The 12,943-nt window shown below is 43.0% G+C and carries 15 protein-coding genes and 1 pseudogene; 7 read left to right on the plus strand and 9 right to left on the minus strand.

The genetic code is table 11. The annotated features are described in order from the left end of the window. Nucleotides 1-287: 287 nt before the first annotated feature. The 3 genes from CQ839_RS21785 to CQ839_RS21795 all read right to left on the minus strand — a co-directional run bounded on the left by CQ839_RS21785 (nucleotide 288) and on the right by CQ839_RS21795 (nucleotide 3,126). Complete coding sequence (locus CQ839_RS21785) at nucleotides 288-1,337, minus strand: aldo/keto reductase (protein WP_103670407.1); 1,050 nt, start codon at nucleotides 1,335-1,337, stop codon at nucleotides 288-290. Nucleotides 1,338-1,424: 87 nt separating this feature from the next. Continuing rightward, entirely contained in the window at nucleotides 1,425-2,162 is a 738-nt protein-coding gene (locus tag CQ839_RS21790; RefSeq protein WP_103670408.1) for an SDR family oxidoreductase, read from the minus strand. A gap of 196 nt (nucleotides 2,163-2,358) precedes the next feature. Next, the gene (locus CQ839_RS21795) at nucleotides 2,359-3,126 is read right to left on the minus strand and encodes an SDR family NAD(P)-dependent oxidoreductase (RefSeq protein ID WP_103670409.1); all 768 of its coding nucleotides are present in this window, start codon (nucleotides 3,124-3,126) and stop codon (nucleotides 2,359-2,361) included. A 166-nt stretch (nucleotides 3,127-3,292) separates the two neighbouring features. Between CQ839_RS21795 and CQ839_RS21800 the strand changes: the two genes are divergently transcribed. Beyond that, on the plus strand, nucleotides 3,293-4,249 hold the full coding sequence (locus CQ839_RS21800) for an AraC family transcriptional regulator (protein WP_103670410.1): 957 nt from the start codon (nucleotides 3,293-3,295) through the stop codon (nucleotides 4,247-4,249). Between the two features lie 606 nt (nucleotides 4,250-4,855). Here the strand turns inward: CQ839_RS21800 and CQ839_RS21805 are convergent. The 3 genes and pseudogenes from CQ839_RS21805 to CQ839_RS21815 all read right to left on the minus strand — a co-directional run. Continuing rightward, nucleotides 4,856-5,128 (minus strand): annotated as a pseudogene (locus CQ839_RS21805) (MFS transporter); the annotation flags it as partial. Beyond that, a complete protein-coding gene (locus tag CQ839_RS21810; RefSeq protein ID WP_103670411.1) occupies nucleotides 5,125-5,595 on the minus strand; it encodes a DMT family transporter in 471 nt (156 codons plus the stop codon). The pseudogene CQ839_RS21805 and the gene CQ839_RS21810, both read right to left, overlap by 4 nt. 67 nt (nucleotides 5,596-5,662) lie before the next feature. Then, nucleotides 5,663-6,154 carry a DMT family transporter gene (locus CQ839_RS21815; protein WP_103670412.1) on the minus strand — a complete coding sequence of 164 codons (492 nt, stop codon included), beginning with the start codon at nucleotides 6,152-6,154 and terminating at the stop codon, nucleotides 5,663-5,665. 203 nt (nucleotides 6,155-6,357) lie between these two features. Between CQ839_RS21815 and CQ839_RS21820 the strand changes: the two genes are divergently transcribed. Beyond that, complete coding sequence (locus CQ839_RS21820) at nucleotides 6,358-6,861, plus strand: MarR family winged helix-turn-helix transcriptional regulator (RefSeq protein WP_103670444.1); 504 nt, start codon at nucleotides 6,358-6,360, stop codon at nucleotides 6,859-6,861. A gap of 275 nt (nucleotides 6,862-7,136) precedes the next feature. Here the strand turns inward: CQ839_RS21820 and CQ839_RS21825 are convergent, their stop codons facing one another. Further along, nucleotides 7,137-7,586: a hypothetical protein gene (locus CQ839_RS21825; protein ID WP_103670413.1), complete on the minus strand. Its 450-nt coding sequence runs from the start codon at nucleotides 7,584-7,586 to the stop codon at nucleotides 7,137-7,139. Nucleotides 7,587-7,707: 121 nt separating this feature from the next. Between CQ839_RS21825 and CQ839_RS21830 the strand changes: the two genes are divergently transcribed. Continuing rightward, on the plus strand, nucleotides 7,708-7,923 hold the full coding sequence (locus CQ839_RS21830) for a Nif11-like leader peptide family natural product precursor (RefSeq protein WP_103670414.1): 216 nt from the start codon (nucleotides 7,708-7,710) through the stop codon (nucleotides 7,921-7,923). Between the two features lie 162 nt (nucleotides 7,924-8,085). Continuing rightward, nucleotides 8,086-8,304 (plus strand): hypothetical protein, encoded by a 219-nt coding sequence (locus CQ839_RS21835; RefSeq protein WP_103670415.1) that lies wholly within the window; start codon nucleotides 8,086-8,088, stop codon nucleotides 8,302-8,304. On the opposite strand, the gene CQ839_RS21840 is transcribed toward CQ839_RS21835, so the two are convergent. Then, nucleotides 8,305-9,921 carry a hypothetical protein gene (locus tag CQ839_RS21840; protein ID WP_103670416.1) on the minus strand — a complete coding sequence of 539 codons (1,617 nt, stop codon included), beginning with the start codon at nucleotides 9,919-9,921 and terminating at the stop codon, nucleotides 8,305-8,307. A gap of 251 nt (nucleotides 9,922-10,172) precedes the next feature. Between CQ839_RS21840 and CQ839_RS21845 the strand changes: the two genes are divergently transcribed. The 3 genes from CQ839_RS21845 to CQ839_RS21855 all read left to right on the plus strand — a co-directional run bounded on the left by CQ839_RS21845 (nucleotide 10,173) and on the right by CQ839_RS21855 (nucleotide 11,216). Next, nucleotides 10,173-10,397, plus strand: a complete 225-nt coding sequence (locus tag CQ839_RS21845) for a hypothetical protein (protein ID WP_103670417.1) — start codon at nucleotides 10,173-10,175, stop codon at nucleotides 10,395-10,397. Between the two features lie 6 nt (nucleotides 10,398-10,403). Next, entirely contained in the window at nucleotides 10,404-10,688 is a 285-nt protein-coding gene (locus tag CQ839_RS21850) for a hypothetical protein (RefSeq protein WP_146048786.1), read from the plus strand. 138 nt (nucleotides 10,689-10,826) lie between these two features. Beyond that, entirely contained in the window at nucleotides 10,827-11,216 is a 390-nt protein-coding gene (locus CQ839_RS21855) for a nuclease A inhibitor family protein (protein ID WP_103670419.1), read from the plus strand. 159 nt (nucleotides 11,217-11,375) lie between these two features. Here CQ839_RS21855 and CQ839_RS21860 read toward each other — a convergent pair whose 3' ends face one another. After that, nucleotides 11,376-12,926 (minus strand): NAD(P)/FAD-dependent oxidoreductase, encoded by a 1,551-nt coding sequence (locus CQ839_RS21860; protein ID WP_103670420.1) that lies wholly within the window; start codon nucleotides 12,924-12,926, stop codon nucleotides 11,376-11,378. Nucleotides 12,927-12,943: the final 17 nt, after the last annotated feature.

Below are 12,943 nucleotides of genomic sequence, written 5' to 3' on the forward strand. Positions count from 1 at the left end.
TTTTTGATGAATATCTTCCTAAATGGAATTATAGAGCCATTCCTCAAAATAACTGAAATGCATAAGTTATTTATTTTTCATTCCTAAGTAGTGCATAGGTCTCAACATCAGAAAGTCGAAACGTTTTACCTGAGTAGTCAATAAGGGATGTAATCAGGATACGTGTAATTTAGTGCCACGGAATTACACGTATCTTGCTCTGGACCATATCGCTTAAAAGTGATGGTCTGAAATCCTTTTCTAGTTATGCAAATTAAGAACAAACCTCCTTTTTTATTAAGTCGCTATTACCAGCCTTGAACGTTCGTGCCGCCGAAGATATTGCGGTTTATCTCCTGAGTAAAAATGCTGTAAGGGAATCCTAGATCGATCGCAGTACTTTCATTCAATGTTTGAAGTTGTTCTCCAGTGAGGCGGATTTCTAGGGAAGACAAGTTATCGTGCAACTGCTCCAGCTTGCTGACTCCCAATATCGGTGAGGTAATCTCCGCTTTTGCCGAAACCCAAGCGAGGGCGACCTGCGCTAAGGGACGCTCAATCTGCACCGCTACCGTTCTCAGAGTATCGAGAATGCGCCAGTTGCGATCGGTAAACATCATATTCCCAAAAGGATTGGAGCCAATCAGCCGACCTTCACCGCTTGCCACTGCGCCTTCGCGCTGATACTTACCCGTGAGGAAACCAGCGGCAATCGGACTCCAAGCGCAGATACCAAGACCGCATTCACGAGCGGCGGGTAGATGTTCGCGCTCGATATTACGCTCGACTAGGGAATATGCCAGTTGCATGGCGATCGGATGGGAAAGATTGTTCACTGCCGCTAGGGTAGCGGCTTTGGCGGCATACCAAGCAGGAATGTCCGAGAAACCGAAGTAACGAATCTTGCCAGCGCTTACTAGGTCTCCAAGTGACTGCAATACCTCTTCGACTGGTGTGACCATATCCCAGACGTGCATCCAGTAGAGGTCGATATAGTCGGTATTGAGACGACGCAGCGATTGCTCCAGCGCACGGTGAATGTTCTTACGACCATTACCACCAGCATTTGGGTTGCCTAGCTCGCCGCTGTGAAAACCGCACTTGGTTGCAAGCACAAGGCGATCGCGCAAATCGCGATCAGCAATATAGCCACCGATTAGTTCTTCACTACGACCATTTGCATACACATCGGCGGTATCGATGAAGTTCCCACCCGCCTCGACGTAGGTGTGGAAGATGGATTCAGAAACCTCATCGGGCGAACCCCATCGCTGAGTGCCGAAGGTCATAGTGCCGAGGGCAAGTGGACTCACAATTAGTCCAGATCGACCGAGGGTGCGGTAGGTATTGATGCTCATTTAGGTTCTTTCCTGACTAAAATAAGAACGATGGAAGTGGCATAACTCGTCTCTTGGACAATCTTGAGATAGAACATCGTGTTCGTCTTAGTAAGGACTTGCGGTTGGTCTAACGATCATTTCGCTCACATCCACATCATCAGGTTGGGAGATAGCAAACTGAATCGAGCGTGCGATCGCCTCAGATGGAATGCAGAGTTTGCGGAATTCTTGGATTCCCTTTCTAGCAGCTTCATCGCTGATTGTGTCGGCTAACTCAGACTTAGTGACACCAGGTGAAATCACCGTCACCCGAATATCGCCGCCAACTTCTTGTCTCAAACCTTCAGAGATTGCACCAACGGCAAATTTGGTTGCACAATAAACTGCTGACGTGGGGTAGACAGTGTGTCCAGCAATGGAAGAGAGATTAATAATCTGTCCAAACTTTTGCTCTTTCATAACAGGAAGTATTGCAGCGATCCCATACAAAACACCCTTGATATTGACATCAATCATCCGATCCCATTCTTCCACATTGAGTTGATCGAGGGTGGATAGTGGCATGACTCCTGCATTGTTAATCAGGACATCAACGTGACCAAACTTGTCTTTTGCAAATTTTGCGATCGCTTCTAGTTGCTTTCGTTGTGTTACATCTAGCGTTTGGCATTCAGCAATTCCACCTTCCGCGTGAATGTCCTTAACAATCGCTTCTAGGCGATCAATTCGACGCGCACCTAGAATGACTTTCGCACCATTTTTAGCAAGCAATCTAGCAGTCGCTTCACCAATTCCGCTACTGGCTCCAGTGATAATTACAACTTTGTCTTTTACGTTTAGCATGTTTTTTCCCTACTGTTGAGATTAATTTGAATTACAGACTGATGTTACGTGGAAGTTTCTAAAACCTCACCCCTAGCCCCTCTCCTTGCAAAGGAGAGGGGAACAAGAAAAAGCTCTGGCTCCCCTTCTCCTTGCAAGGAGAAGGGGTTGGGGGATGTGGTGCATTTTTCTTTCCACGTAACATCACTTACAGAGATTACAGAGACTGACCGCCAGAGACTTCGATTCTCTGCCCATTAATCCATCTACTTTCTTCGGACAGTAAAGCTGCGATCGCACCACCAATATCATCAGGAAGACCAACACGACCCAAGGCAGTTTGGGAAGCAATCAAATTGTTCAGATCTAGATTGTCCCGTACCGTACCACCACCAAAATCAGTTTCGATCGCACCTGGAGCCACCACATTTACGGTAATTTGTCTGGAGCCTAATTCTTTAGCCATATAGCGAGTCAAAACCTCGATCGCACCCTTCATGCTGGCATAGGCGGCATAACCTGGGTAGGTAAAACGGGCAAGCCCAGACGAAATATTCACGATCCGCCCGCCATCCTCGATCAGCGGAAGTAGTTTTTGGGTGAGGAAGAAAACACCCTTGAAGTGAATATTCATCAAGCGATCAAAATCATCTTCGGTCGTATCTGAAAAAGAGGCATAAACTCCAACACCAGCATTGTTGACAAGAAAATCGAAATGCTCGGTCTGCCAGTTTTCTTGGAGAGATCGCTTCACTTCTTCAGCAAATCCATTAAAGGATTTAATATTGGAAGTATCCAATTGCAGGACGATGGCTTTTGCACCAATCAATTCGATCTCCGCAACAACTCTATTGGCTTCTTCTTTGCCATTGTGATAAGTCACAATTACATCTACACCTTTTTTAGCAAGGTTTAAAGCGGTATTTTTGCCCAGCCCTCGGCTTGCTCCAGTTACCAATGCGATTTTTGGTCTGTGCTGTGTCATCGCTTCATTCTCTATCTAATTTATTTGGATGCATTGACTGTATGGGTAAATGCAAAAATCCAAAATACATAGACCTCGCGCTTTATTGCCTAATCCTCTAAGTCAAGATTATATGCATACTCTATAATGCTTAAAAGGAGATGATTATGTTAGTCGAGCAAACAATATGGTGATTGAAATCATTAACCACAAAATAAATTTAAATGCGACGGCACAGATCCCACAGAAGATTGCAAATCAATGCCAAGAACTAGCGACCTTAGTAGCACGTCACACCGAAGGAATAGGAAACGGTTTTCATAGAACAGCGATCGATTTACTAGAATTTCAGCGACAATCTTCCGCTCCCTCCGCGCTCCGTGGAGTTTCCAATCCAATTTTTGCTATCCTGCTTCAGGGCAAAAAAGAAGCTTTGCTGGGGGAAGAAACCTATCGTTATGGTGCGGGTCAATACCTTGTGGTTTCGGTTGATTTGCCAATAAGTGGATTTGTGGTAGAGGCGACTCCAGAAAAGCCCTATTTAGGATTTAAGCTAAATTTAGATCCACTCCAGCTTTGCGATATTATTACTTCCCAAACCAGTCTAAATATAAGCAAAAAAGTAAAATCGGTGAGAGGCTTGTTTGTGAGTAATGCTGATGCTCCACTACTCGACTGCGCGCTGCGATTGACAAAGCTTTTGGATACGCCCCAAGATATTCCCATTTTGGCTCCGATGATTATCCGCGAAATCTATTATCGGCTTTTGATGGGCGAACAAGGCGAGTCTGTGCGCCAGATTGCTACGTCGGGTAGCAATATGCAGCGCATCGCTGAAGTTATTCAATTGCTTAAGACTGATTTTGCTCAACCGATGCGAGTTGAGAATCTTGCTGATCGGGTCAGTATGTCTCCTTCATCTTTCCATTATCATTTCAAAGAAGTTACATCCATGAGTCCCCTTCAATATCAAAAGCAACTAAGACTATTGGAAGCACGTCGCCTCATGCTTGCCGAAAACTCCGATGCGGCAAATGCTGCTTATCAAGTAGGTTACGAGAGTCCATCACAATTTAACCGCGAGTATTCTCGTATGTTCGGTGCGCCACCAATAAAGGACATTGAACGTTTGCGAACTGTTTGAGCGAATTTTCTTGCTGTGAAGTTATTTGCGATCGAGCCGAAAAGATACAGTCTGTGACAAGTGGAGTTTGGGGATCAAGTAATAAATAGACAGAAACCAACTTTAAGACAATAGGAACCCTCGAATCCTAACATCTTTATATTTTTGGGAATTAGGAGACTTGTACTTATATATTCCTGCTGATATTTGTAAAACAATTTCCCCATTCTTCTAAGTCAATGCTTATTGGGGTAGATACAGGATACGTGTAAAAACCTGCAAGATGACCTTTAAAGCTATACAAGGAGTACATTCCAAAAATATGATTTTCTGTTTTTTCGCCCAAAAAAACAAACGATAGAATGCGCGTTTAAGACCGATCTTGCAGGTTTTTACACGTACCCTGTATCTATCCCATCTCGTCATGCGCTGCCAAATTAGATGATCTAGAGGCGCAATCAGGATAGTTGTAATTTAGTGCCGCAAAAGCTGGAAATGCCTGATTCTACGTGCTTCCTTAAGTGTAATTTGCGTAGAAAATGGCTACTTCTAGAACTTTTGCTAGGTAAAGGTTTCAGGAGTCGGGGGCACTGAAAAACACTTATCCTGATTACATACCTTGATGCCTAGCGCCATTGTCAGCATACTAGCTGCGAAGAAAAGCATCTTTCCTAATCCCAGGCGGCTACTGACAACGCTACTGGTCAAGGCGGCAAGAATATAGCCGCTAATCTGACTGACAAATAGAAGTGTGATTGTCGCTGGATTAAGATTATATTCCCGTAAAATGGAAGGAAGTAAAACTCCTAAACCTGCTTCTGCAATGGCAATAGCAATGAAAGCATAAAAGGAAATTGCTATTCCTATCCAAAGGGGTGGTGAGATTTTAGGAGAAATCATAGGGTATGTCTACGATCATCTCGATCAAATTGAGTCAGTGTCACGGCAATTAATAACAACGCGATCGCCACAATTCTCGCAGGGCTAATGGGATGCGGTGTCACTCCAAACCAGCCCCATTGATCGATCAACAGAGAACCAGTCATCTGGCTACACACCACAGCTAAAGCCGTTGTCGTTAGTCCTAATTTGGGAATGATGATCGTGTTTAAAGTCACATAGATAGCCCCGAGTAAGCCGCTTAAAAAAGCCCACCAAGGAACTTGAGGCAGTCGATCCAGATTTTGAGAACCAAAGATTCCCAATAGAATTAGGAGAGTCAGAGTCAGCGAACCCACTACAAAATTAATTGCTGCTGCTCCAATCGAAGATTGCAAAGTCTTTCGCAATCGCGTATTTGCAGCTGCACCGATCGCTAAAAAACTACCACCTGAACCCGCACCAATCAAAGCAATGAGCATATTCATAATTTTTATCTAAATCATTTTTTTTGAAGATAGAAATGACAACGTTTTGCGCTGTTATTTCTATCTATTAAGATTGCGCGAGAAAGAAGATAGCGACGATTAATAAACCGATCGCAAAGCGACGATTGCGCGTGAGTCGATGTTTGGGCAAGTCCAACCAACCGTAATGATCGACGATAATACCTGCGAGGGACTGTCCTCCGACCACCAATCCCAAGGTCAGAGTAGTACCTAAAACTGAAGTGAAGTAAGTACTCGAACAGATATACCAAGTCCCCAGTATTCCACCGATCAGACTCCATTTCGGGGCTTTGGCGATCGCCGACCAATCAGGATGCCCGAACTTTTGCGTCGCAATTAGTACCACTAAAACCAATGTGCCGACGATATAGGAGATGTCTGCGGCTAAGGGAACAGAATTTAGCGATCGGGCTAATTGGGCATTGAAACTGGCTTGAATGGGCAGCAGTGCACCACTCAAGAGCGCGAGTAGTAAATACAAATAGATTTGATATCGCGATGCGATCGACTGTAGGTGTTTCAAAGGAAGAGATGTCATGGCAAAACAAGGGTGAATATGGGATTGGCAATAGATAGAAGCCTTGTTCTGAAAACTGAGTGATGGATTAAGGATCGATGCACTGCGGATCGACTTGCGATCGCTAACAACTAAAATTATCTTGACATCATTTATCTCTACATCAAGATAAATGATGTAGAGATAATTGTCAACTATCTCGACATCAAGATATAATGCCCGCTATGGAACAAGATAAAATTGATCTTATTTGTGAGCAATGGCGATGGGAATTGCCTCAATTAGACACTTCTCCACTGGGCATAGTTGGGCGAGTGCTAAGGATAGCCCGTCTGCTCGAAAAACATCGCGAAATGGTTCTGGCGGAATATGGGTTGAGTGTTTGGTCGTTTGATGTGGTCACAACTCTAAGGCGGCAGGGAAAGCCCTATCAACTCAAGCCTACCGACTTGTATAGTTTGCTCATGCTCTCGTCAGGGGCAACGACTAACCGCATCGATCGCTTAGAACAGGATGGCATTGTCATGCGCCTGCGAGATCCTAGCGATCGCCGCAGTGTAATCGTACAATTGACCTCTAAAGGAGTTCAATTGGCTGATGTAGTAATTCCGAAATTATTGAAAAGTGAACAGGATTTACTCAGTCAGTTTGCTAATGCTGATGAAAGGGAATCTTTCATAGCGATACTACGACAATTGCTAGTATCCCTCGACAACAATCTGGAGTAGAAGAGTATGGTATTAAATGTCAATGGTTTTGTCGTGTCGCGACAGAATAATGTCGTGTAGTTGACGCGAAGTATCTGATCCTACATAAAACTAAAACCCTTAATAAATAAGGAAACCATACTATCTAAAATAAAGATTAGTACGTGATGTGCAACTAAAAGTTTGAAAGCCTTGATTTCTCGTACTGTACTAATGAGTCGTTTGAATTTTCGGTAGCCCAAACAACCTCAGAGCAATAGCTCAAAAATAGTTGCACATCGCGTGATTAGTTGTAGTTATGAAAGGGTTTTAATTTTCCATGCGGGCTTATTCTCAGGAGTGAAAGCAGCTACCAAGCCGACGGCGGCTAACTTCTCACTATTGGCTTTTTTGCTCTCATCAGATTTAGAAGTGAGAGAGGCTTTGCTCCAATCATAGAGATTTTGTCCTTTGCCGATGAATCCAAAGTTTTGAGCGATCGCTAGTGCTTCGGTACGGGAAAGTATTGGATTTGCAATCGCTGAGATCGCATCGCTCAAAGTCTCGTCAGGTAAAGTATTTTCAATCGTAGGAGCTGCGATATCCTCGATCTCCTCGATGATTAGCAATGGTTCAGTTTCTACGATGCTTTCTGTGACATCAGGGGCGCTACTTGCTTCGCTCTCTGAAGTAAGCACTTGGGTAAAATTTGCGGGTGATGTTGCCTCGCTGCGAGTATTTTCTAGAGTTTCAATTCTGGCAAACATTAGTCCAATCGCCCCGTCAAAAATCGCCTCAACCTGCTCGGTCGATCCCTTGTGCTGATAGTCTTAGAGAATATACTGCTGTTTTTTTATACGAGTAGCTAGCGAGAATAGGAATTTAAATATGGCTTTTGAGCAAATCGAAGCATTTTTAAAGAAAATGCAGTCTGAACCTGAACTGAAAAATGAGGTGGTCGCAGCATCAACCGCAGATGATGTTGCGCGAATAGCACTAAAGCTTGGTTTTGAATTTTCAGGTGATGAATTATTGAGAATGTCAGGGAAGAAAGTTGACAGGGTTACTGTTAGAAAAACTGATATTCCTGGAGAGTACAACTAAATGCGATGCCGATAGTCAACATTGATGATTTATAAAAATGACCCTCTTTTATAAATTTTGGCTCTATAGGTGTTTCGGGGAGGTGCTTTAGTTTAAGTGGCTTAAATGGTTGATGCACAATGGTTTTAACGTCGGAGGTGTTCGATATTTGAAATACCCGTCATGAAAAGCATTGAGCCATTTATGATGTTTGACCTTCCCGAAACACCTATAGAGCCAGATTTATTATTTCCCTGTGAATCCGAATATCCCCTAGAACTGCTTCCTTGGGAATCGGCAACTCTTACATCAGAAATCATCCTGACGCGATCGCATCTCGTAACGCTTTCAACAGACTGGGGTGCAAAAATACAAATGTTGCTTTTGTTACGGATTAGTTAGTTATTTCTTTGTTGTATTACAATCCCTACTATCATTGGCTTCAATCCACGCCATCTGATGATCTTTAAGTTCCTGTTTCCATTTTTCGTTACATTTATTCTGATCAGCTTTCTTTCCATACAGAGCTAGCGAATAAATCAAATCTAGGCAAAACTTTCCTTTAAAGTAGCCACCATGAGAGTCAACTCTACAGATGCCAGAGAAATGTCTGATCGCCGTTAAAATGTAATTAAAAAAAGCTGTGAAGGAATTGTTTGCTGTAAATGCACTCAATAGCCGTTTAGAAGAAGGATAGGACTTGTTATCAACAAATTTATCTTTGTAATCAGTACAGTCAAAAATTGTGAATGACTTATTTACGTCTGTTTCACAATAGAAAGGTTTCTCTTTAAGTGAGATGAAATGGATTAATGAACGGACACCAAGGGCATCATTGCTTAAATTCGATACACCATATTTTCGCTCTTGAGTAATTGTAAGATTACCAAGTCGATAGCCGCCAACGCGAGAATTAGAAGGGAACATGAAAAAGTTTGCTGCTGTAGACGCTAGACGAAGTATCATATCTGCATCGTTGGTGAATAGATAAACTTCCTTGAAACGTCGTAGACAACTTTGAAGAAAGTTGGAGCGCCCCGTTGTAATTGCCCAAATAGGAATATCAGGCGAGGCAATAACCAGTGTTTTTAGGCTAAAGAAGTCTCCAAGATTTTGAATCTCTTCGTCTTTCTCTATGTTTTCTGTAGGTTTAGGATTTTCCCCAAAAGGGCCATCAGGTGAATTTTTTTTCCAACGTTCAATCGCAGATTTATCAAAAACATCAGAGAGAACACGAATAGTGTGGGTTGCCACAAAACAACCAACACTATGAGCGATAAAGCTTAGATTAGCTCTTCCATACAACTCTAGATGCTCATTATTATTAATGTTTTCTTCTAAAATAATTTCTTTTAATATGACTTGAATCCATCGGACTAGCTCAACAGCATCAAACACGCCGTAGTTAGCAGCGCGATCTCGATCTCGAAAATAGACAGCCAAACGAAGAAAAATCAAACAAACCACCATCCCCACTAGGATTAAAGCTAATGATGACAGTGGATTTGACCAAAAAAATGCTGTGGATATTCCTGTAATAAGAAATATCCACAGCATCAGAGGCATTGCTTGAATTGGCTCGAGCCACTCGATACATTTTGATTTGATAATCGGTTCTGAGGACCAAGAAAAGTTGATGAAAAGTACGAAATCTTCAAAATCTTCGATATTTTTTTTAGCTACATCAGCCTCAAATTTCTTTGCTAAAGGCTCAAAAGTATTTTCTTCAAGACTTTTGAATGGAACGTTAAAACCGTGAATATCCAGAACAATACTAATTTTGTTAAGGACATCCTTACCTGATTCTCCCCATTTTGCTTTAATAAAATCTCGTAGAACACGTTTGATAACAGCTATCGGATATGAAGAATCTAGGGAGACTTTTGAAGAAAGATCATTGCGGTAATGACTTTCAGCATTTAAGGGGGCGGTGCTACAGATTAAACAATGAGCAAATGGTTTTTCATTTTTTTGGTATCTTTTGATCACAAGTTGGGCATTAGATTCTTGTAGATTCATCGTGATTCACTGTTTTATATCAGATGTGAAAATCTTAGCTTTATTGCACATAAAATCCATTATGCGATCGCATTTTGTAACAGCAGTCGATCCAATTCACGCTATCCGATCCAGTGGCGATCGCACTTTATAACAGCAATCGATCATTGTCGTACCCGACTTTGAAGTCTAATAGTTTACGATACTAATGCTTGCCTATTGTCTTACCTGATTACCGATATCAAGTTATATTTGCATGAGTAACTCTAATCATGACCTACGACATCGCTCTTCCGTTTTTTCAAAGTGTCAAATTTCCTCACCGTTGCGTTGTTTGTGAATCCCCTAATCCCGATGCGATCGCAGAGTTGAACATCGTAATTGCTAACCCACCGCAAGGATTAGCCGAAGATGCTGTGGATGCTATTCTCGATATCAGTAGGATCGGTATTAATGGAAGAATTACCCTCAAACCAGAAGTATGTCATCAATGTTAGAAAGGTTTGAAAAGGTATCACTTCTGGAAACAGATTTGGCAATATTTAGTGCCACTGTCTGGAGTTGCGATTATGGGAATTTGTCTATTTAAGAATCTCACTATTTTAGGTGCTGTAGCATTAGCTGCTGGAATTATTTTACCCGTTGTCTATGAAATGATGTATCCACCAGCAATTAGCGCAACAGGTGTAGGTAAAAATATAAATTATGAGTTTCTGTCGCAGCTATACTCCCAAGAGTTCGCAGAATTAAATCAAACTAACGTTCCGATTAATCCTACTGACGAATAGATACAGCGCAAAGCACTAGAAGCTTGTATGGGTATAACAACGATTCGGGTATTTTGTATCATCAGGGCTTTTCTTCAGCGTTGAACTACATTCTCTGTATCGCAGTATGGTCATATCAAACAAATTTAGGCTTTACCCATGACCACCAAAGAAACCACCGATCGCCTCTCGACCCTATCCAAAGATTTGCTATTCCCAAGCGAATCCGAATATCCCCTAGAACCGTTCACTTGGAAATCTGCAACCCTTAAACCTGAAACCATCCTCACGCGATCGCAAAAACCTTCAGACACGCCAATCGAAGCGATCGCCCTAGATGATTTCTTTGCGCCCGTTGTCACCGATGAAGATTGGTTTGAAGATGAAGATCGAGCGATCGCCCAAAGGTTTCGCGATCTCCAAGCTGCGATCGCTACATTAGAAAATGTCCAAGTTTTTAAAGTTGGCGCAGTCGAAATTGATGTTTATATCGTTGGTGCGATCGGACCAGATCTAATCGGCTTAAAAACAACGGTAATTGAAACCTAACAACCTTTCTTTGATTCAATCTGCTTTTGGATGTCGGGCGGCACGTTGGAAAAGAAATCATAGCCCGTCAACGCTTAGCGCTGTATGCAAAGTTAAGCTGTGGCTTTTAAATCTTTTAAGCTCAATTCTCTTTGAGCCACTGCTTAGAGGGAATTGAGCTTAAAAGATTTCGTTCAACATATTTTGCTGCTGCTTCAGCGAAGCCAGAGAATTAGCCAGAATCTCGCCACTGGCGGCAACCGCAGGCAAGCCGATACCAGGGAAAGTGGAATCACCACAACAATACAAATTTGATAAGGGAGTATTAGCATTTGGAAATATCCCCTGTCCTGCCGCGATCGCTGGCCCATAACTGCCGCGATCTCTTCTCAGGAATCTTGCATGGGTTAGGGGTGTTCCAATCAAAGTAACTTCGCAGCGAGTTCTTATATCGGGAATATAACGCTCTATCCCTTGCCATAGAATTTCAGCCCGTTCTTGTTTTAATTGTTCATAAGCCTCAGATTTACGATCTAAGCCTGACCATAACTCAAAGGGTTCCGTTGCAGGCGTATAAGCATGAATTGTATGCTTGCCTATGGGCGAGAGGGATGGGTCTAAGACCGAAGGCATGGATACGGCAACAACATTTTGTGGGGCTGCCACTCCGACTTCCCAATCGTTTACAACTAACCAGTGACAGGGCAAATCTTTGGGTAAATCCGATGCTTCTATGCCTAGATGTAAATGCATAAAGCTAGGACAAGCGGGGATGTCTTGCCGCTCTTTATGTAATTGGTGCAGTTTTTTAGGCGATCGCTCTGATAGCGGTAATAATTTCAAGGTATCCCAAATCGATGTTCCTGAAACTACGGCTCGCTTCGCATGAATTGTCTCGCCGTTAGCTAACCTCACGCCTGTAGCATTTTCCCCATTGAGGATAATTTCTTGCACATGGGTATTGAGCCGTAATTCTCCTCCATGCTTTTGCATTCCCATTACTAACGCATCGACAACGACTCCGACTCCACCTTTGGGATAGTCAAGTTGGACATCAGGGCGATACCAATCGGCAAACATAAAGGCAATTTCGGCGGTGAGTGTACCATTGGCGGGTAGTCCTGACAGCATGAAGCAGAGCAAGTTCATCCAGTTCAAGACAAATGGGTCGCTAACTTCTGCTTCTAGGATCTTGGAAAAGGGCTGGGTCAGCATTGGAAGTTGCGGTAGTTCTCTCAGCATCTTCCAGAAGTACTTACCTGCGGATAGAGCTACCTGCCAGTCATTCCGTAGAGCGATCGGTGGTAAGGCGGTAGCGGCTCTCCCTAGCGGCAACATCACTGTTTGTAATTTTTGCCATTCTTGAACTGCCTGCTTGGTTCTCAGGTTGGTTAAGATTTCGCTAAATGAGTCGTTCCCAACGGCGGCAAAGAATTGACCTTCGGGCATGGCACATCCCCATCCGTCGTAGGTTAGCCAATCAATTTTCTCTTCTAAAGCATCAAGCACATGGGCTAAAGGATTGGTGGAAGGTAGTGCAGACATTCCTGAAAATAGCGATGGACCTGAATCAAATGTATAGCCTTGACGAGTAAAGCTATGGGCGGCTCCCCCTGCAATGCTATGGCTTTCACAAACAATGACTTTGAGTCCATATTTTGCCAGCAGCCCTGCACAGCATAGCCCACCAATACCACTGCCTATTACTACTATGTCTGCTACTTGATTCATGGTTTCGATTGGGTAAT

The organism is Pseudanabaena sp. BC1403, from assembly GCF_002914585.1.
Lineage (GTDB): Bacteria > Cyanobacteriota > Cyanobacteriia > Pseudanabaenales > Pseudanabaenaceae > Pseudanabaena.

Bases quoted from the DNA above. Each gene is read 5' to 3' on its own strand.
- CQ839_RS21835 (WP_103670415.1), top strand. From the start codon at position 8,086: ATGAAAAGCATTGAGCCATTTATGATGTTTGACCTTCCCGAAACACCT.
- CQ839_RS21820 (WP_103670444.1), top strand. From the start codon at position 6,358: ATGGAACAAGATAAAATTGATCTTATTTGTGAGCAATGGCGATGGGAA.
- CQ839_RS21810 (WP_103670411.1), bottom strand. From the start codon at position 5,595: ATGAATATGCTCATTGCTTTGATTGGTGCGGGTTCAGGTGGTAGTTTT.
- CQ839_RS21785 (WP_103670407.1), bottom strand. From the start codon at position 1,337: ATGAGCATCAATACCTACCGCACCCTCGGTCGATCTGGACTAATTGTG.
- CQ839_RS21795 (WP_103670409.1), bottom strand. From the start codon at position 3,126: ATGACACAGCACAGACCAAAAATCGCATTGGTAACTGGAGCAAGCCGA.
- CQ839_RS21860 (WP_103670420.1), bottom strand. From the start codon at position 12,926: ATGAATCAAGTAGCAGACATAGTAGTAATAGGCAGTGGTATTGGTGGG.
- CQ839_RS21800 (WP_103670410.1), top strand. From the start codon at position 3,293: ATGGTGATTGAAATCATTAACCACAAAATAAATTTAAATGCGACGGCA.
- CQ839_RS21815 (WP_103670412.1), bottom strand. From the start codon at position 6,154: ATGACATCTCTTCCTTTGAAACACCTACAGTCGATCGCATCGCGATAT.
- CQ839_RS21790 (WP_103670408.1), bottom strand. From the start codon at position 2,162: ATGCTAAACGTAAAAGACAAAGTTGTAATTATCACTGGAGCCAGTAGC.
- CQ839_RS21855 (WP_103670419.1), top strand. From the start codon at position 10,827: ATGACCACCAAAGAAACCACCGATCGCCTCTCGACCCTATCCAAAGAT.
- CQ839_RS21830 (WP_103670414.1), top strand. From the start codon at position 7,708: ATGGCTTTTGAGCAAATCGAAGCATTTTTAAAGAAAATGCAGTCTGAA.
- CQ839_RS21825 (WP_103670413.1), bottom strand. From the start codon at position 7,586: ATGTTTGCCAGAATTGAAACTCTAGAAAATACTCGCAGCGAGGCAACA.
- CQ839_RS21840 (WP_103670416.1), bottom strand. From the start codon at position 9,921: ATGAATCTACAAGAATCTAATGCCCAACTTGTGATCAAAAGATACCAA.
- CQ839_RS21845 (WP_103670417.1), top strand. From the start codon at position 10,173: ATGACCTACGACATCGCTCTTCCGTTTTTTCAAAGTGTCAAATTTCCT.